The sequence below is a fragment of the Ideonella sp. BN130291 genome (assembly GCF_036231905.1).
Taxonomy (GTDB): domain Bacteria; phylum Pseudomonadota; class Gammaproteobacteria; order Burkholderiales; family Burkholderiaceae_C; genus CAMLIZ01.
Map to the genome: position 1 here is coordinate 44,500 of NZ_JAZARE010000004.1, position 19,245 is coordinate 63,744.

Genomic DNA, 19,245 nt, shown 5'->3' on the forward strand with positions numbered 1-19,245 from the left:
CCCCACGCTCACTTCGTTCGCTGCCCCGCGAGGCGGCGCGTCAGCGCCTTTGGGCGGCCGGGCGGCGCTGACATGAATCAACCGTTCCTGCCTTTTGCCCTGCCCGAGATCGGCGAAGAAGAGATCGCCGAGGTGGTGGACACCCTGCGCTCCGGCTGGGTGACCACCGGCCCCAAGGCCAAGCGCTTCGAGCAGGCGTTCGTCGACTTCCTCGGTGACCCGTCGCTGGAGGCCATCGCGGTGAATTCCGCCACCGCCGGCCTGCACCTGGCGCTCGAGGCAGTGGGCGTCGGCCCGGGCGACGAGGTCATCACCACCACCCACACCTTCACCGCTACGGCGGAGGTGGTGCGCTACCTGGGCGCGGACGTGAAGCTGGTGGACATCGATCCGGCCACCTTGAACATCGACCCGAAGGCCATCGAGGCCGCGATCACGCCGCGCAGCAAGGCCATCATGCCGGTGCATTACGCCGGCCTGGCCGCCGACATGCCGGCGATCCTGGAGATCGCGCGCCGCCATGGGCTGAAGGTGATCGAGGATGCGGCCCATGCGCTGCCCACCACCGTGGGCGGTGCGCTCGTCGGTACGCTCGGCAGCGATGCCACCGTCTTCAGCTTCTACGCCAACAAGACGATCACCACCGGCGAAGGCGGCATGCTGGTCACGCGCGACAAGGCGCTGGCCGCGCGCGCCAAGGTGATGCGGCTGCACGGCATGAGCCGCGATGCCTTCGACCGCTTCACGGCCACCGTGCCCAGCTGGTACTACGAAATCGTGGCGCCGGGGTTCAAGTACAACCTGACCGACATCGCCGCGGCGCTCGGGCTGCACCAGTTGAAGCGTCTGCCTGCGTTCCAGCAGCGGCGCGAGGCGTTGGCGGCGCGCATGAACGAGGGTCTGGGCGGGCTCCCGCTGGTGCTGCCGCCGCAGCCGGGCGTCGGGGCCACGCATGCGTGGCACCTGTACGTGGTGCGGCTGGCCGACGGCGCCGGCGTGGAGCGCGACCGTTTCATCGAGAAGCTGTATGCCGCGGGCATCGGCTGCAGCGTGCACTACATTCCGCTGCACCTGCATCCGTATTGGAAGGAGCGCTACGGCCTGACGCCCGCGCAGTTCCCGCACAGCCAGCACGCGTTCGAGCGCATGGTGAGCCTGCCGCTGTACACGCGGATGACGGATGCGGACGCGGACCGGGTGGTGGCGGCGGTGCGCTGGGCGCTGCACGGCTGACACGCCGAGCCGAGGATGGCCATGGCCAAGCGCCTGATGGATCTGCTGTTCGCCGTCGCTGGGCTGGTGCTCTTTGCGCCGCTGATGCTGGGCATCGCGATCGCCATCAAGCTCGATTCACCCGGGCCGGTGTTCTTCCGGCAGGAACGCGTTGGGCGGGGTGGCCGGCCCTTTCGCATCCACAAGTTCCGCACCATGGGCGAGTCGGCGGAGCGGCAGGGGCCGCAGATCACGCTGGGCACCAGCGACGCACGCGTCACCCGGGTGGGCCGGTGGATCCGGTCGAGGCGTTTCGATGAACTGCCGCAGCTCATCGACGTGCTGAAGGGCGACATGAGCGTGGTGGGGCCGCGGCCCGAAGTGCCGCGCTACGTGGCCATGTATTCGGCGGAGGCACGTGCGAAGGTACTGTCTGTGCGGCCTGGCATCACCGACCCGGCGGCACTGGCCTTCCGCAACGAAGGCGAACTGCTCGCCGCCGCGGCCGACCCCGAGCGTGAATACGTGGAGGTCGTCATGCCGGTGAAGCTGCAGCACGCGATGGCCTACGCCGAGCGCGCCACCGTCTGGACCGATCTGCGCCTCATCGCACGCACCCTGAACGTGCTGATCACCGGCTGAACGCGCCTCCCATGTTCTGGCAATCCTTGGATGTATTCCTCACGCGCCTGCGGCCGCACCGGCAGCCGCTGTCGCTGCTGATCGACGGCGCGGTGGTCGCGCTGGCATGGCAGTTCACCTACCTGTTCCGGCTTGGCTTCGAACGCTGGATGACGGCGCGGCCCGGCTATGACGCCTGGGTGCTGGTGGGTGTCGTCGTCTGCTACCTGGCTGTGTTCCACCTGCTGCACGTGCCCAAGGGCATGTGGCGATTCTCCGGCTTCGGCGAGATCAAGCGCCTGATGCTCGCGTGCGGCCTGGCCGGCGGCATCAGCGCGTTGGTGGTGCTGATGTCGCATCTGCACGCGGTGCCGCGGGCGGTGCTCGCGCTGCATCCGTTCTTTGCCCTGTTCGGCGTGGCTGGTGTGCGGGTGATGTACCGCACCGTGTACGAGCACATGCGCCAGCAGGTCTCGGGCCGGTCCGCTGAAACGCGCCGGGCGTTGATCCTAGGTGCGGGCGACGCGGCCAGGCGCTTGGTCGCCGGCATCCAGCACGAAGGTTGGACGGTGGTGGGCCTGCTGGACGACGACCCGGCCAAGCAGGACAGCCGCGTGGCTGGCGTCCCGGTGCTGGGGCCGCTGAGCGAGTTGCGCGAGCAGGCGAGCACTCAAGGCATCACCCACCTCATCATTGCAATGCCCTCCGCGGCGCGATCCGTGCGCCGGCGCGTCATCGACCTCGCGATGGAAGCCAACCTGCCGGTGCTCACCATCCCGGGCGCGGAGGAATTGCAGCGTGGGGCAAGGGAGCGCGTGAGGGACATCGAGCCTGAGGACCTGCTGGGGCGCGAGCCGGTCGTGCTGGACGAAGCCGGCATCGGGGAGGTGCTGCGCGACAAGGTGGTGCTGATCACAGGCGCTGGCGGCAGCATCGGGTCCGAACTCTGCAGGCAGGTGGCGCGCTATCGGCCAAAGCAGCTGGTGCTGTACGAACTGAGCGAGTTTGCGCTGTACTCGATAGAACAGGACCTGGGGGAGCGCTTTCCAGATCTGCCGCTGGTGCGCCTGATCGGCGACGTCAAGGACCTGGACCACCTGCGTCTGACCTTCGCACGATGGCGGCCGCACGTGGTCTTCCACGCGGCGGCCTACAAGCACGTGCCATTAATGGAGCATGACAACGCCTGGGCCGCGTTGCGCAACAACACGCTGGGTACGTACTACGCCGGGTTGGCTGCTGCGGAGAACGCGGTTGAGCGCTTCGTATTGATCAGTACCGACAAGGCGGTGAACCCGACCAATGTGATGGGCGCCACCAAGCGCGCAGCCGAGATGGTGATCTCGGCGATGGCCACGGAACACGAGGGCACCCGCTTCATGGCCGTGCGTTTTGGCAATGTGCTGGGCTCTTCGGGCAGCGTGATCCCGAAGTTCAAGGAGCAGATCGCCAAGGGCGGCCCGGTCACAGTGACGCATCCGGACATCATCCGGTACTTCATGACGATTCCGGAGGCCGCCCGCCTGGTGTTGCAGGCGGCGGCGATTGGCGAGAGCGGGCAGGTGCTCGTGCTGGACATGGGCGAGCCGGTGAGCATTGTGGATCTCGCCCGCACCATGATCCGGCTGGCCGGCCATTCCGACGCTGAGATCCCGATCGTCTTTTCCGGCCTGCGGCCCGGCGAGAAGCTGTTCGAGGAACTGCTGGCAGATGGCGATGCGACCGTCAAGACGCCGGTGGAGCGGCTGAGGATCGCCAAGCTGGACCTTTCTCGCGCCGACGATACCTCCTGGATCGAAGCGTTGTGCGAACGTGCAAACCCACAGTTGCACCCCGACGATGGACAGGCACGGCGGTGGCTGCAACAGGTTGTCCCTGAATATGCGCCTGCGCGCAACCCGTCATGATTGTCATCGTTGCCGGCATGCCGCGAAGCGGCTCAACGTTCTCGTTCAATGTTGTGCGAGAGATCCTGCAATCGCTAGGCAGCACTGCGTGGGCATCTGACAACCGCATGCCCCCTTTGGGGCGGCTCACCGCGTCGGCTCACTTTGTCCTGAAGAGCCACCACCCGGACGAGGAGATCCGCTCAATGATCGCGGACGGTCGGGCAAAGGCAATTTGCACACACCGCAAGCCCGAAGATGCCATCGCGTCCTGGTCGCAGACTTTCGGGTTCAGCTTGGCAGAATCAATAGAAACCGTCGCCAGTTGGATCGCGTGGCACAGCGAACTCGCCGGTCGTATGCTGAACCTGCCCTATGAGCAGGTTGAAGGGGATCCAGCGGCGGCGATAGACCGGATCGCCGCGTGGTTGGGAGTTGAGTGGTCAGTGGAGCGACGTAGTGAGCTGCTTGCCAAGTATGACAAGCGGGCCGTCTTCGAGCGGGTGTCCCGGATGGAGAAGGACGAGTCCACGGTAGATCTTGGCTTTTCGTACTACGACCCGGAGTCATTCTTCCACCGCCGGCATGTCCGTTCAGTGGAACCGCTCGGTGCCGCCAGTGTGCTGTCCGAAACTGCCGTGGCGGAAATTCGGACGGTGCTCGCCGCGTACCTTTCTGACGGCGGTGAATACCGGCCTGTCGGCTGATGAACCGCGTTTTTCTATGTAGCGCCTTGCGCCTTCTGGATCGCCGTTAGATGGGCGTGACCGTGGTGGTCGGGGTGCCATCAGCAGTGCCGTTGCCCGCGATCTTGTTGTTGCCGAAAGAGATGTAGGCGCCGCCGGCACCGGGGTACAAACCGTAGGCGTTGCCCATGGAAGTGACGTCGCTCAACCAGACGGTCGCTGCGCCACCGCTGGACAGTACGCCTGCGTTCAGGTTGCCCGATGTCGTGACGCGCGTCAGGCTCACGCGCGCCGGCATGCCATTGGAGGCCGCAGTAACCCCGTGCGTCCCATTGCCGGAGAGTATCGAGTCTGATACGGCGGCGAAGCCATTGTCGTTCACCCGCAGGCCGGTTAGGCCGTTGGCGTTGAGCGAACTAAACGCGATTGCGACCCGGGCGCTACCACTGGGAGCCACGAGCACGCCGTGCATCGCGTTCTCTCGGAACATCGAGTTGGTGATGGAGACATGCGCGTTTCCGCTGCTCGCAACCTGGACGCCTGACTGGGACTGCCCTCGGATGGTGACGTGGTCAATCTGGACAGAGGCCGCGTTGAGAACATTGACACCATTCACCCCGGTGCCCGCGCCTTCGATGTCGAGGTTCCGCAGGGTGACGTTGATGCCTGCACCGTTCACCACGAAGCCGGTTGATCCGGCGTTCAGCACGCCGCCAATGTATCCGCCGCAATCGATGTGAATCGATTTAGTGATGGTCAGCCCGCCGAACCCCCCAGCGTCGAGACAGTTAATTTCGCCGTTGGCGGCCGTTTTGCTGATCGCGCCCGCGAAAGTCTTGCAGGGCGCCGTGCGGCTGCACGGGTTTGCGTCGTCTCCTACGCCGGACACCCAAGTGCGGGTGGCCTGCGCCGAGGCGGCATGGGGCAGTGCCATCATGAGGATGATGGCAAAGGTGGCGACACAGCGACCGAATGAGTGCAAGAGGTTCATTTGGGAGAGCGCGTAGGGTGGGTCGGAACTATCGCACCGGGAGGTAACGGCGAGCAATCGGTCTACCGCGGTAATCCTTCCAGAGTGCGACAGACGCCGCACAGATCACGTCCACTCAGCGGTCGAACGTCAGCCACTTGGGTGTCTTGAAGCGCGATATACGGTTGTATAGCACCACATAGGTCACCGCAAACAGCGCAAGAAAACACGCGATGATCAAGGTGCTATCCCAGAACAGCACTGCGGGGGCCACAGACAGCAGGCAGAGGACCCAGAGATACGGCGACGTCATGGAGTTCGACATGGTGCTGCCTCGTCCGGTGCCAAGAAGAGCCGGCCGTACCACCCGCCGGTACAGCAGGGTATGGAGGTGGATACCGTCGGGAGCTGCCGCAGCAATGCCCCGCACGACGCGGCGACGGTACATCGAAAAGACAGTCTCGAAGATGGGGTAGATGCAGATGAGCAGCGGGCACAGAGGCGACACCTCCGCATTGCGCCCGATGAGCAGCACCCCGAGTTCGGCGACCATGAATCCAAGGAAGTAGGCCCCCCCATCGCCCAGGAAAATCAAACCGGCGGGGAAATTGAGGACGAAAAACCCCAGGACCGCGCCGCACAGCGCTAGCGCCGTAGTCAGCACGAACGCGTCGCCCACGCGGTAAGCGACGTAGCCGAGTGATAGCAGCATGAGCAACACGCACATCGATGCCAGGCCGTTGAAGCCGTCGATGATGTTGACAGAGTTCGCCACGCCGGTCACCGCGAACACCGTGAGCAGGATCGCGGTGGGATACCACTGGATCAGCAGTTCCAGACCGGGGATATCGCTGCGCTTGAGGACGGCATCCAGTAACCACACACCGAGTACCGCGGAGGTGGCGTTCAGCACCAGCCGCCGGCGCGGGGGGACCCGGCGGGTCACATCCTCCACCAACCCCGAAAGGAAGGCTGGAAGGGAGGCGACCAGAAAGCTCCACCGCAGGCCGTGGTCATCGGGTATGGCGCTGTGCTGCGCCCAGCCTTCGGCAATAAGCACCGCGAAGAACAAGGACACTCCTCCGATGCGAGGAATGCTCCGTGAGTGCACGGTCTGGGGAGCGAAGGTGTTCGCGGCCCAGGCATCGTGACCGCTGGCATACCGAACGAGCAGCAGCGTAACGATCAGCGAGGTGGCGAAACTGATGATCAGGAGTGTCATGGCGAACCGCGCGCCAAGATCCTGGCCGCAACCGATAATTGTCGTTGATCCTCTGGAGCCACGCTGCTATTTCGCTTGAACACTGTCTACATCAATGGCAAATTTACCGCCCAACCTACAACTGGCGTTCAGAGGGCGGCTCACAACACCGTTGCAGCTTTGGATCGACTATTGCAGCGGCAAACGGCGAAGTCGACCCACTGGGTGCTTCTGTGTCCTGACCGGCGCCGAGCACCCACCCTGCAATGCATCGAAACCCGGGTGATCACTGGCGCCAGCATGCTTGGGCTGCACGGCTGGGAGCAACTTCTCCTTCCATGGGTAACCAAGGGAGCGCCCTTGTTGAGCTTGTCTGGGTCGGCGCCGTGGTTGAAGCACGTGCAGGCCTGCACCTTTTACGACGCGGCGGTTTTCGACCGTCCCGGCGCCTATAGGCGAGTCTTTGTCTGGTGGTACCGCTTCCTTTTTCGTCGACTGGCTGGGAAGGCAGCGTTCGTCGCGACCGTGTCCGAGTTTTCGAAGGGACGGCTGATGGAGCACCTGCCGTTAACGCTGCAGCGCGTGGCGCTGCTGGGCTGCGGGGCTGATCACTTTTCCGCCGTGACCGCGGATGGCAAGGTTCTGATGCGGCTTCGACTCATCCCTGGCCACTACTTCATCGTGGTGGGCAGCGCCAATGTCAACAAGAACCATTCTGCCGTCGTGGAGGCCTTCACCAAGCTTGCGGACCGACCTGACTTGAAGCTCGTCATCGTCGGGAGTCATCGGCCGGAGGTCTTCTCTAGAGCCGAGGTTCTGGGGACGGACGCCCGAATCGTACATGCGGGGGCAGTGGACGATGCCTCACTCAAGGCGCTGTACGAACACGCGGCTGCCCTTGTGTTTCCATCTCGGTACGAGGGTTTTGGACTCCCTCCGCTGGAGGCGATGTCCTGCGGTTGCCCGGTGATCACAACGCGCACGGCCGCGATCCCGGAGTCCTGCGGTGAGGCCCCGTTCTACGTCGAGGAGGCGTGCGCACCGCAACTCGCGGAAGCGATGCACCGCCTTGCCGGCGATCCGTCATTGAGAGTCGCGCTCGCCCACGCTGGACGCCGACACAGCGCACGCTTTACCTGGGATGCGGTCGCGTCCCGCCTGTTATCGAGTGTGTCGTCCGTCCATTGGACTGACGACACCAGACAGGCATGAAGATTCTTCAAGTCTGCAAGTTCTATCCGCCGGTGCCGGGCGGGATGGAAACTGTCGCCTGGGAAATCACCGAAGGACTGCGCAGGCGGGGGATAGACGTCGCTGTGCTTTGTGCAGGATTGGAGCGGCATACGTACGAAGAGCGGGCCGTTTCCGGCTACCGAATTGTTCGTGCCGGGGCTTGGACGAGGGTACTCTCCACCTCCGTCGCTCCAGCCATGCCCGGCCTGCTCCGAAGCATGAGTCGGAGCGCCGACATTGTCCATGTCCATATGCCGGACCCCATGGCGGCGCTGTCCTTGTGGCTTGCCCGGCCTCAGGGGAGGGTTGTGGTTCATTGGCACAGTGACGTCGTGAGGCAAAAGCGGGCGTTGCAACTCTATCGTCCCTTGCAGTCATGGGTTCTGCGGCGCGCAGATGCGATCGTCGCGACATCGAATGCATATGCGGAGACGTCGCCTTGGCTGCAGGCGTGGACTAACAAGACGGTGGTCATCCCCATCGGAATTTCTGCGGCGCCTTCCCCCGACCCGGAGGCGGTGGAGCGCATTCGCAAGCGGTTTGGCCATCGCAAGATCGTGTTCTCCCTGGGCCGCATGACGTACTACAAGGGATTCGACGTGCTGCTTCGGGCGGCAACGGCCTTGCCTGATGACTGCGTTATCATCATCGGCGGCGGAGGAGAACTGCTCGCTTCTTACCGCGAAGCTGCGATGTCGCGTGGGCTGGCGGACAAGGTTTCCTTTGTGGGCTATATCGCCTCGCAAGATCTAAGCAGCTATTTTGCGGCTGCGGAGGTGTTCTGCCTGCCCTCCACCGAGCGTGCCGAGGCCTATGGTGTGGCGCTGCTCGAAGCCATGGCAATGAGCAAACCGGTCATCACCACCGATATTCCGGGCTCCGCGGTGCCTTGGGTGAACCAATCGGGGGTGACAGGACTCACTGTGCCAGTGGGTGACGCACAGGCATTGGCCTGTGCCATAGGCCGCCTCGTGGGGGACTCGGCGTATGCATCGCAGCTCGGAAATCAAGCGAGACAACGCTTCGAGGAGCACCTGACGGCCGAGGTCATGCTGGAACGGACCACGGCGCTGTATTCCCGATTGGGCCACTGTTTTTAGGATCGGTTTTGGAAACCAACGTTGCTGAGCTCTCCCAGGTCAATCAGTCTGCTGCTGCCACGAGCTGGTGGCTTGCGCCGCTTAAGCAATTGAACCGTGTGTTCGTATTCGCGGTCTTGATCCCGACGTTCTTGGCGATCCTGTACTTCGGCGTTGTAGCTTCGGACGTCTACATCTCCGAATCTCGCTTCGTCATCAAGAACCCTCAGCGACAGGCGCAGTCCACCATCGGTGCGCTGCTGCAGAGCACCGGTTTCACCCGGGCTCAGGATGACACCTATTCCGTCCATGACTATGTGCTGTCCCGCGATGCCCTCCACGAACTGGACCGTCAGCTTGACGTGAAAAAGGCGTTCTCATCAGATCGCATCGATGTCTTCAACCGGTTCCCTGGCGTGTCGTGGGACGACAGCTTCGAGGCGCTTTACAAGCACTATAGAAAGCATGTGACGGTCGACTACGACACCGTTTCCTCCATTTCAGTGCTGTATGTGCGGGCTTACACGGCCGAAGACGCTCGGCGGTTCAACGACCTTCTGCTCCAGATGGGCGAGCGACTGGTCAACAACCTGAACAACCGCAGTCGGCAGGACCTCATCGGAACGGCGCAGAAGGAGGTCCGCGAAGCCGAAGAACGCGCCAAGACCGCGTCTCTGGCGCTCTCGGGTTATCGCAACCGCCAGTCCCTGTTTGATCCCGAACGTCAGGCCGGCCTGGAACTGCAAAGCGTCGCCAAGATCAAGGAAGAGCTGCGTGGAGCGGAAACGGAACTCGCCCAACTGCGACAGGTGTCCCCGAGCAACCCGCAGATTCCGGTGATCCGGGCGCGCGTTGAATCGCTTCGCCTGGCGGTGGCAGCTGAAACGGCACAGGTAACAGGCACAAAGGGTTCATTCACCACGAAGGCGTCAGAGTACGACAGGCTCGTCTTGGAGAAGACCTTCGCCGAACGGCAGCTCGCCACGTCGTTGGCCGCACTGGAAACGGCGCGCAACGAGGCCCAGCGCAAACAGCTTTACCTAGAACGGCTTGTCCAACCGAATCTGCCGGACAAGGCGGAGGAGCCTAAGCGGACCAGGTCTATCTTGGTCGTCTTTGCGCTAGGGATGATTCTTTGGGGGGTGGTCAGCCTCGTCCTCGCCAGCGTGCGAGAGCACACCGACTGAGCGGTGCCCGATCGTGACCGACGGTTCCCTCCTAAAGGCGCTGCGTGTTCAGTGGCGCGTGGTCCGCGCCCTCATGATGCGCGAGGTAATCACCCGCTTCGGCCGGGAGAATCTAGGCGTGCTGTGGTTGATCGGTGAGCCGGCCCTGTTCACTCTTGGGGTCGCTGCGCTGTGGTCCGCCGCAGGCTTGAGCCATGGCTCTGGCATTCCGATCGTCGCGTTTGCCATCACGGGCTATTCCTCCGTACTGATGTGGCGCAACACGGCCAGCAAGTGCAACGCTGCCATCTCCCAGAACTTCAACTTGCTTTACCACCGCAACGTTCAGGTGGTCGATCTCTTCATCACCCGCATTCTTTTGGAACTGGCCGGCGCCACCGCTTCGTTCATGCTCCTCTCCGTGCTGTTCATCTCGTTGAACATGATGAAGCCGCCGGTGGACATGATGACCGTCATTGGCGGCTGGTTGATGCTCGCCTGGTTCGGCGCATCCCTGGGTCTCCTGCTCGGGTCTGCGATGGCCTATTCCGAACTCGTGGACCGCGTGTGGCACCCAACCTCTTACCTGCTTTTTCCCTTGTCAGGGGCGGCATTCATGGTTGAGTGGCTGCCTAAGCCGGCGCAACAGGTGGTGCTGTTGCTGCCCATGGTGCATGGCGTGGAGATGGTCCGAGAAGGGTTCTTCGGCAATACGGTCAAGACGCACTACGACATCCCGTACATGGCCGCGATCTGTCTGGTCATGAATCTGGTGGGGCTCTTCCTCGCCCGGGATGCCAGCCGCCGGGTGCAGGCACCATGATCTCCATCGAGAACGTTTGCAAGACGTACCGCACCCGCCACGGCAATCGGCTGGTGCTGGACCACATCAATATGAAGCTCGATCGCGGGCGAAACGTCGGTATCCTTGGCCGCAACGGCGCAGGCAAGTCCACGCTCATCCGAATGCTTAGCGGTGCGGAACGCCCGACATCCGGCAGGATCCGCCGCGGGATGACGGTCTCCTGGCCGCTGGCCTTTGGGGGTGCTTTCCAGCCGCACCTGACGGGGCTTGACAACCTGAAGTTCGTGTGCCGCATCTATGGCGTGGACTACCGGCCTAAGGTTCAGTTCGTCGAGGAGTTCACCGAATTGGGGGTGTACTTTCGCGAGCCGGTTTCCCATTACTCCATGGGCATGGCGACGCGACTGGCGTTCGCGCTGTCCATGGCGGTGGAATTCGACTGTTTCCTGATCGACGAGACCATGGTGGTGGGCGATGCTCGCTTCCACGAGCGCTGTCACAACGAGCTCTTTGTTAAGCGCAAAGATCGAGCCTTCATCCTCGTGTCGCACCAGCCCGAGGAGATCCGACGCTACTGCGAGAGTGCGTGCGTGCTGCACCAGGGGCGGCTTCACTCGTTCGACTCCGTGGATGCGGCGTACGAGTTCTATCAAACCGCGACGCTGTGAGAGGCCGCCCTTGAAGGTGCTCGTCGAATTGCGACCGGCGTTGCATGGTTATGCAGGCATCCCGCAGGAGACGAGACTGCTGTTCCGTGGCCTGGGCCGCTTGGCGGGCATTGAGACAGTCGGCCTGCTCCAGAGCAGCGGCCAGTTCCTGCCTCCGGCAATTGATAAGCGGCCGCGTGAACCGCATGAAGTCATCGATCGCCTATCGCGCGTTGTCATTGGTTTGCAAGCGGCCCCGCAGGCTGCTCCGCCGATGGGAAGAGTCGGCCGCGTGCTCGCTCGAGTCCGCCGTCTGGCGCCACCAGCGTTGTTGCTCGCCGCCTGCGTGCTTCGCGCCAAGCACCGGCTGACCCGGTTCGATCCGGAGCGGTTCAAGGACTTTCTCTGGAGAGGATTGTTCTCCAAGTCCCTACCATCCGAGGACTTCGATCAGATCACAAGGGCGGACTACCGGGTCTGTCGGTGGCCCTACGGGGCGATGCATGCGGCCGCTCTCGCGACGCGCAGCATTGGCGGCCCGTATTACCCGGGTCTCGACACGCGAGGCTTCGACGTGATGCTGGCGATGACGCCTTATCCGTGCAATGTGTCGCCTGGCACCACGCTGGTCGTTCGTTACTTCGACGCTGTGCCGCTACTGCTTCCGCACACCATCGTCCATACGGTCCATCACCAAGCGCTCCACTACCATGCGTTGCGCAGCAATGTTGCTAGCGGCGCATATTTCGTCTGTTGCTCGGAGGCGACGCGGAAGGACCTGCTTGCCACCTTCCCAGACCTCGGGGACCGTGCAGTGACGATCCCCTGCATGCTGTCGCACGACTATTTCGAGGAATCGTCCGAGGCAGCCAGCATCGCCGACATCGTGCGCAAGCACCGCTGGCTGCCTGCAGAGGCTAGCGCCCCGGCGCTCGGGTCAGAGTGGGCGCAGGGTGATCCGTACCTGCTGATGGTGTCGACGCTAGAGCCACGGAAGAACCACGAGACGCTGGTGCAAGCATGGGAGCAGATCAAGCGGCGCATGCCGCGGCTGAAACTGGTGCTGGTGGGCGCCATCGGATGGGACAGCGAGGGCCTAGTCTCCCGGATGTGGCACTGGATTGCGCGTGGCGACCTGTGCCTGCTGAGAGGCGTGCCGGCCAATGAGATGCGAGTGCTGTATCGACATGCCGGCGTGACAGTTTGTCCCAGCTATGCCGAAGGCTTTGGCTATTCCGGGGTCGAGGCGATGCGCTGTGGTGGTGTGGTGGCCGCCTCTGGCATCGAGGTGCACCGGGAAGTGTGCGGTGACGCAGCGGAGTACTTTGACCCTTACTCGGCGACTGAGCTTGCCAACGTGGTCGAGCGACTGCTCGACGAAGCAGCATCGCAACGGCGGGATGAAATGCGCAAGGCGGGGGCCGTGACGGCGGCCAGGTATCTGCCCGATCGGATTGCGCCGATGTGGCAGGCGTTCTTCGAGCGCCTGCCTCGTTGAAGCGGGCTCTGTAGTCGCATTCGCGATCACGGAGCCCGAAGCATCCAGTCAAGGGTATCTTGAAGCGCGATGGGCTCAAGTGGTCCGATGCATTCGTCAAGCCGTCGGCGATCCCCTAGAAGCACCGTGACCTCGTTGCTTCGGACGAAGGCGGGGTTCACGCGCACTTCGAAGGGGTGACCGGACAAGCGCTTCACCATGTCCAGCACCTCCTGGAGCGTGTAAGCCCGGCCGGAGCAGACGTTGAACGTTCCCCCCGTGGCTGCCGGTGTCTGAAGGAGTCGCGCATAGGCCTCGACCACCATCCGGACATCCGAGAAGTCCCGCGCGACATGGAGATTACCCAGTTCGATCAGCGCCGCACGGCGCCGGACATGCGAGATGATCTTGGGTAGGAGGAAGGATTCGGATTGGCCTACGCCTGTGTAATTGAAAGGCCGCGTCACGATCAGAGGCAGGCGTGAGGCATATAGGCGCGCCAAGTACTCCATCGCCAGCTTGCTGACAGCGTAGTCGTTCGCGGGCGCCGGATCACTTGATTCGTCGAGGCTTCCCTCGGTGCTGTTGCCATACACATTGGCGCTGCTCGCCAAGAGGACTGCCTCGGGCAATGTGCCGCAGGAGACCAGCGCTTCCAGCAGATGGCGGGTACCCACGAGATTGGTGGCATACATCGCATCGGCATCGCCGTGGGCAACAAAGGCGATGGCCGCCAGATGCGCAACCCATTGGGGCTGCATTGCCTTGGCCATCCGGGCCAGTCCCTCGGCGTCCCGGAGGTCTGCCTGCAGGACCGAGGTGGCCCCCTCGACGGGCATGGTCGGGCTATGGTGCACCAAACCATGGACCTCATGGCCGGCGGCAGCGAGCCGTCGAACCAAGTAACGGCCCGTGAAGCCATCGGCCCCGGTCACCAGCACCTTCTTGCTCATGCTCTGCACTTTAGAAGGAGAAGCCCGCTGTGTTCCGCCGCAGGTCCGCCTCCACCATCATGTGGCACAGTTGCTCCAGCCCGGTTGTCGGACTCCAGCCCAGTTCCCGGGTTGCTTTCTCCGGGTTGCCGATCAGAAGATCCACCTCCGCCGGCCGGTAGAACTTCGGATTCACACGGACAACCGTCTTGCCGCTTTGCGAGTCGATCGCGACTTCCTTCTCGCCTTCGCCTTTAAAGACCAACGCGATACCGGCCGCTTTCGCGGCCATGGCGACGAAATCCCTGACGGTTTCAGTCCGGTTGGTAGCCAGGACATAAGTGTCCGGGGAATCTGCCTGAAGCATGCGCCACATGCCTTCGACATATTCCTTAGCGAATCCCCAGTCTCGCTTGGCGTCCATGTTGCCGAGTTCGAGGACGTCGAGTTGCCCCAGCTTGATCTTTGCGATGGAGTCGGTGATCTTGCGGGTCACAAACTCGCGTCCGCGCAGCGGAGACTCATGGTTGAACAGTATCCCGCTGCTGCCGAAGATGCCGTAGCTCTCGCGGTAGTTGACGGTCATCCAGTGGGCATAGAGCTTCGCCACTCCGTAGGGGCTGCGAGGGTAGAACGGCGTGGACTCGATTTGCGGGATCGCCTGCACCTTGCCAAACATCTCCGAGGTGCTTGCCTGATAGAAGCGGATGCCCGGATTGACGATGCGAATGGCTTCGAGCAGGTTGACTGGGCCGATACCCGTGATCTTCGCCGTCGTCACCGGTTGCTCGAACGATACGCCGACGAAGCTCTGCGCCGCCAAGTTGTAGATTTCCGTCGCCTCGGTCGTTTGCAGGAGGCGGATGCTCGCGCCAAGGTCGGTGAGGTCGTACTCGACAAGATGAAGATTCGGGTGCTTCACGATGCCAAGCTCCTCGATTCTCCAAAAGTTCACCGAGCTGGTACGCCGGTAGGTGCCATAGACGGTGTAGCCCTTCTCCAGCAGCAGTTCAGCCAAGTAGGCACCGTCCTGCCCGGTGATGCCGGTGATGATCGCTCGCTTCATGAGATGAATTGTCGGTTGTTAGAGATTGGAAAGGACTGGCTGGCGGACGGCCGCCGCGTTTGTGGATTCCGTTCAGAAAGCTTCGACGCGGCCGTTCAAGGAACTTGGGGAGCCCGGCTGCTGAGGCAGGCAGACGTCCGTCAGGAGATCTTCGGGCGCCGGTGCAATCTCAATGCCGGACAGCGATATATCAGCGTCGTCAGGGGTCCACACCCGGACTTCCAGATCGCGGCAAGCGGCGTCGAGCCTAACCAGGAGTCTGGCCACCTCCGCCTGGCCGCCCTGGCCTGGAGAGATCGCTTCAGCTGCCAAGCGTATGGCGCCATGGTCGGTGACTACGTCGGCATAGGCCTGTTGCAAGCCCGCACCGCCAGCGCTGCCCCAGATGCTAACGCTGTAGGTGCCGCGAGCGAGTGCTTGGAAGGGCCCGTACACCAGAAATCCCTTGCGGCCGTCGCTTCGCATTCGCGCGCCGTCCCGGATGCCCACTTCGGTTTTCAGCCGGTAGTCGCCCGCACTAAAGCGGAGCACCTCGTCAGGTTCCCACTGGGCATGGTGTAGAGGTGAAAAGACAGCCTCTGCCAGCGCTTCTGCACTTTGTTGCCATGTCAATCGGGCTACCCGCACCTTGGTGTCGCGGGCAACTCGTGGTGAGCCCCAGCTTTGGAGGATGAGCGAGAGGTCCCGCTCGCTGCGGAAGAACGTCGCGTCCTCGGATGCAACCTCCCGGAACACCGGGATGTCGCGGGCGATGACCGGTAACCCGTGAAGCTGCGCTTCGATCACCGGCAGGCCAAAGCCCTCACCGAGGCTCGCGGCGATCAGCGCGCTGCCGAGGCCGTAAAGGCGCGCGAGATCGGCATCGCTGACGCGTTCGAACCAATGGAGCAGACGTCCCCGTTCTGCGTGATTGCGTATCCGACCCGCCAGTTTCTCTGACTTCCAGCCTTCCTTGCCTACGATGACCAGTTTCGCAACGGACCCGCGTGCCCAGGTGGCCTCGAACGCCTGGAGGACGTCGGCATGTCCCTTTCTCGGCTCCAAAGTCCCAACCATCAAGAACGTCGGCCCCTTCTCGAGCAGCGCGCGCAGCGGAGCCGAGAGCAGGCTCGTGCCGATAGTGGCCGTTTGGGGAAGATCCGCGCCAAGATGAAACCAGTCGATAGGTAAGGGGCGCCGGCGCACCACCTGCTGCCGAGCGAGCCATTCAGGTAGCTCTTCGGCCACCGCCCGCGAGATGCAGATGGCGCCGTCGCTCTCCGCGACCACCTCGAGCCATCGCTGGAACGCAGCCTCGGCGCCTTCGGGGAAGTGCTCGGGCATGGACAGGGAGAGCAGGTCGTACACCACGAACTTCACAGTGACGCCGTGCCGCATCATCTGCCGGTAGAACGACCGCTGGGCCGGGATAACAAACGGCTGGAAATCCAGGCCCACGAACACGTCGCCGGCGCCAAAGCTGATCGGGGCGTCGGGGAGGGGGGCGGCCGGCGCCTGCAGCATGCGCAAAGATAGGTTGCGAGCGTATCGATAGCCCGCCCGCCCTGCTTCGGCATATACAGGCTCTACACGGAAGCCTTTCATGGGCTGACAGAGCCAGTGTTCGAGGATGTTGCGGACAACGCGCTGAATACCGGTACCGGCGTCGTGGTGCACCAGCTCCGAAACGTCGACCAGCAGCTGGCGCGCCGGTGTGGGACGAGGCCTGAAGGCCAGTTCTTCGGCTCGTGCTAGATCGGACCACCAGCGCGGGTCGGCTTGGCCTTCATCGAGGCGCGCAAGCATTGCGTTGAGCGCCTGCAGCTCGTTTTCGGCAGCCTGGTAGAAGCGCTCGATCGTGTGGAGGTACTGCTCCGCACAGACTTTTGGTGAGTGAGTCGACAGGATGTGCTCCCTCGCCTTTTGGCCGATCTGCACACGGCGTCCGCCGTTCTCATAGAGCGCCTCCAACGCCCCGGACAAGGCCCGGTCGTCGAAGTCGTCAGGTACCTTGACGACCATATCGTCGGGCAGATCCGCGAGGCTGCCGTGCGAATTGACGATTGTGGCCAGCTCGTGGTTCATGCAGTCAAGAACCGCCGCGGACGTCTCCCCGCGCGACAACGATCGCAGCTGGACCGCCGCGTCCGCCCCGTGGAGATACAGGCGATAGGTCTTTGCGTCTGTCCAACCGGTGATCCGGACACGGGCCGCCGCGGGGGTTGCAGCGATACGGGATTGGAGGGAGCGGCCGTAGTCGCCTGGATGGTTGTCACCGACAAAAATCAGATAGCAGTCTTGAAGGGCGCTAAGTGTGGATGACAGCCACGCGTCCAGCAAACGATCGTTGAGCTTGGTGGGCCCCAGCAGTCCAAAGCTGCAGACCACAAAAGCGTCTTCGGGCAGGTTCAACGCCCTCCTGGCCGCCTTGCGGTCCAGCATGCCAGCGGGTTGTCGAAGCAGCGGAATCACCGCACAGCGACGGGCCGCCTCTGCGCCATACCAATCCTCGGCCAAGCGGACAGAGGCGTGCGAATGAACGACGACACCGATCGCCTGCTCGAAGACGAACCGGCTGCAGGGATATTTCCAGACGACGTCGTGCGATTCGTGAAGGAAGCGTTCAGCCGCCGCAAGTGATCCATGTGACTCGTACAGTGCGCGCGTCCAGGCACCCGGCGACCGGCCGGTGCCTTCCAGCGCCTCCATCACATGGCCGAGGTAGAAGTCGTGCAGTACCACCACGCCCGGCACCTGCTCAATCAGGCTGAACATGTGCAGGTGGAACACCGAGTTTCCGAGGTGGTAGACGACCCTGTCGAAGCGGTGGCTGTTACGAAGGAACCAGTCCACGCTGCGCACGGGACTGCCGGCAACGGCGACGGCAGGGCTCACCTCGGATTGCGCTGCGACAAGTTCAATGTCGAAATAACGCCGCAGCTGCGGCAGCAGTTCGGCGGAGTAGTCGCTGATACCGCTGCGCTCGGGCGGGAGGGGCGAGACGTACGCCAGCCGCAGACGCCGTGCCGGCAGGCCAAACATCGGCTTGACGGCGGTCGTCTTCTTACGGGCGTGCAGTTGCTCCAGCGCCGCCAAGGCTCGTTGGGCGGTGGCATTCCAGCTGAAGCGCGCAGCCTGCGTCAGCGCGCGCCGTTCGTGCCGCTTGCGTAGCAGGGGGTCGTTGAGAAATCGTTCGATCGTGCGTGCCATTGCGGCGTCGTCATGCGCGTCGAAAAGTGCCTCTGGGTCGCCGATGACCTCGGGCAGACTGGAGCTGTCCGCCGCGATCGTTGCCCGCCCACACGCCATGGCTTCCAGCGCAGGCAGACCGAACCCTTCGTGCCAGGAGGGAAAGACGAACAGCTTGCAGAGGTTGTATAGCGCAACCAAGTCAGCCTCGGGAATGAAGCCGGTGAAAACCACCTGGTCCTTTCCCAAGCCGAGCTGCCCCATGAGCTTGCCGAGGCGCTCTCGATCCGTGGCATGAATGGCGCAGACCACTGCCAACTGGTGGGTGTCGCGCAAAGACGATGGCAGCGACGCGAAAGCCCTGAGCAGTCCTTCGATGTTCTTACGGTGGTCGATGCCACCGGTGTACATGACGAACTGCCGCGCCAAGCCATATCGGCTGCGAAGCTGGCGTTCGGTCGCTGGAGCGATGACAACGGGTCTGAACGAGGGATCCGTTGCAGTCGAAATGGAGATGCAGTCCTCACTGGAGCGTCCCAAGTACCGGATGCCCTCGTCCCTTGACGACTGCGAGATGGCGAGCAGCAAGTCGGCGCGGCGCATGTCGTCCAGCTTGCCCTCGTACCAGGCGCGCGTGCCGGCATCTTTCAAGTAGATGTCGTCATGAACGAGTGGAATGAGGTCATAGAGTACGACGGCCGTTGGCAATCTTGCGAACCGGCCCACGCTGGTGACGGCATTGTCAATCAGCCCCTCCATCAGGCTGGTGACCAGCACTACATCGGGCTCCAGAGAGGCCAGAAAGGCCTCGCGCAGCAGTTCCGCGCTGCGCCGGTTCCATTCGTTCTGTGCGGCGACATGTGCGGTTGGGCCAACGGGTGACCACACACGTATGTTCTCTTGCGGCAGCAATCCATGGAACTCGGATCGAATCTCGTCGATGGCCTCACCGAACGCATCGCTCACCGCGAGAAGGACCTCATGCTGCCCGCGGATCTGCAGAAGCGCTTTGGTCAGCCACGTGCTGTACCTGCCGATGCCACGCTGACGGGATCCACTCGATTGAGCACCTTGGAAGTCAACGACAATGCGCATG

The 19,245-nt window shown here is 63.0% G+C and carries 15 protein-coding genes; 10 read left to right on the forward strand and 5 right to left on the reverse strand.

The window, feature by feature from the left end; translation table 11 throughout:
- Window positions 1-72: 72 nt before the first annotated feature.
- Genes VPH43_RS09420 through VPH43_RS09435 form a run of 4 tightly spaced genes read left to right on the forward strand, consistent with a single transcriptional unit; the run spans window position 73 to window position 4,426 of the window.
- Complete coding sequence (locus VPH43_RS09420; protein WP_328577433.1) at window positions 73-1,233, forward strand: DegT/DnrJ/EryC1/StrS family aminotransferase; 1,161 nt, start codon at window positions 73-75, stop codon at window positions 1,231-1,233.
- A 21-nt stretch (window positions 1,234-1,254) separates the two neighbouring features.
- Window positions 1,255-1,854, forward strand: a complete 600-nt coding sequence (locus VPH43_RS09425; RefSeq protein ID WP_328577434.1) for a sugar transferase — start codon at window positions 1,255-1,257, stop codon at window positions 1,852-1,854.
- A gap of 11 nt (window positions 1,855-1,865) precedes the next feature.
- A complete protein-coding gene (locus tag VPH43_RS09430; RefSeq protein ID WP_328577435.1) occupies window positions 1,866-3,740 on the forward strand; it encodes a polysaccharide biosynthesis protein in 1,875 nt (624 codons plus the stop codon).
- On the forward strand, window positions 3,737-4,426 hold the full coding sequence (locus VPH43_RS09435; RefSeq protein WP_328577436.1) for a sulfotransferase family protein: 690 nt from the start codon (window positions 3,737-3,739) through the stop codon (window positions 4,424-4,426). Before VPH43_RS09430 ends, VPH43_RS09435 begins: the two co-directional genes overlap by 4 nt.
- Window positions 4,427-4,472: 46 nt before the next feature.
- Here the strand turns inward: VPH43_RS09435 and VPH43_RS09440 are convergent, their stop codons facing one another.
- Window positions 4,473-5,396 carry a right-handed parallel beta-helix repeat-containing protein gene (locus VPH43_RS09440; RefSeq protein ID WP_328577437.1) on the reverse strand — a complete coding sequence of 308 codons (924 nt, stop codon included), beginning with the start codon at window positions 5,394-5,396 and terminating at the stop codon, window positions 4,473-4,475.
- Window positions 5,397-5,511: 115 nt separating this feature from the next.
- On the reverse strand, window positions 5,512-6,597 hold the full coding sequence (locus VPH43_RS09445; RefSeq protein ID WP_328577438.1) for an MraY family glycosyltransferase: 1,086 nt from the start codon (window positions 6,595-6,597) through the stop codon (window positions 5,512-5,514).
- Window positions 6,598-6,672: 75 nt separating this feature from the next.
- On the opposite strand from VPH43_RS09445, the gene VPH43_RS09450 reads away from it, so the two are divergent.
- From VPH43_RS09450 to VPH43_RS09475, 6 genes are all read left to right on the forward strand, one after another.
- On the forward strand, window positions 6,673-7,788 hold the full coding sequence (locus VPH43_RS09450; protein WP_328577439.1) for a glycosyltransferase family 4 protein: 1,116 nt from the start codon (window positions 6,673-6,675) through the stop codon (window positions 7,786-7,788).
- Entirely contained in the window at window positions 7,785-8,909 is a 1,125-nt protein-coding gene (locus tag VPH43_RS09455) for a glycosyltransferase (protein ID WP_328577440.1), read from the forward strand. Before VPH43_RS09450 ends, VPH43_RS09455 begins: the two co-directional genes overlap by 4 nt.
- A gap of 8 nt (window positions 8,910-8,917) precedes the next feature.
- Entirely contained in the window at window positions 8,918-10,075 is a 1,158-nt protein-coding gene (locus VPH43_RS09460) for a hypothetical protein (protein WP_328577441.1), read from the forward strand.
- 73 nt (window positions 10,076-10,148) lie between these two features.
- Window positions 10,149-10,877 (forward strand): ABC transporter permease, encoded by a 729-nt coding sequence (locus tag VPH43_RS09465; RefSeq protein WP_328577845.1) that lies wholly within the window; start codon window positions 10,149-10,151, stop codon window positions 10,875-10,877.
- Window positions 10,874-11,527, forward strand: coding sequence for an ABC transporter ATP-binding protein (locus VPH43_RS09470; protein WP_328577442.1), 654 nt, complete (start codon window positions 10,874-10,876; stop codon window positions 11,525-11,527). Before VPH43_RS09465 ends, VPH43_RS09470 begins: the two co-directional genes overlap by 4 nt.
- A gap of 16 nt (window positions 11,528-11,543) precedes the next feature.
- Window positions 11,544-13,004 (forward strand): glycosyltransferase family 4 protein, encoded by a 1,461-nt coding sequence (locus VPH43_RS09475; protein ID WP_328577846.1) that lies wholly within the window; start codon window positions 11,544-11,546, stop codon window positions 13,002-13,004.
- A gap of 26 nt (window positions 13,005-13,030) precedes the next feature.
- Here the strand turns inward: VPH43_RS09475 and VPH43_RS09480 are convergent, their stop codons facing one another.
- The 3 genes from VPH43_RS09480 to VPH43_RS09490 all read right to left on the reverse strand — a co-directional run bounded on the left by VPH43_RS09480 (window position 13,031) and on the right by VPH43_RS09490 (window position 19,244).
- Complete coding sequence (locus VPH43_RS09480; protein ID WP_328577443.1) at window positions 13,031-13,936, reverse strand: GDP-mannose 4,6-dehydratase; 906 nt, start codon at window positions 13,934-13,936, stop codon at window positions 13,031-13,033.
- Between the two features lie 10 nt (window positions 13,937-13,946).
- Window positions 13,947-14,981 carry a GDP-mannose 4,6-dehydratase gene (gene gmd / locus VPH43_RS09485; protein WP_328577444.1) on the reverse strand — a complete coding sequence of 345 codons (1,035 nt, stop codon included), beginning with the start codon at window positions 14,979-14,981 and terminating at the stop codon, window positions 13,947-13,949.
- 72 nt (window positions 14,982-15,053) lie between these two features.
- Window positions 15,054-19,244, reverse strand: coding sequence for a glycosyltransferase (locus VPH43_RS09490; protein ID WP_328577445.1), 4,191 nt, complete (start codon window positions 19,242-19,244; stop codon window positions 15,054-15,056).
- Between the last annotated feature and the right edge of the window lies 1 nt (window position 19,245).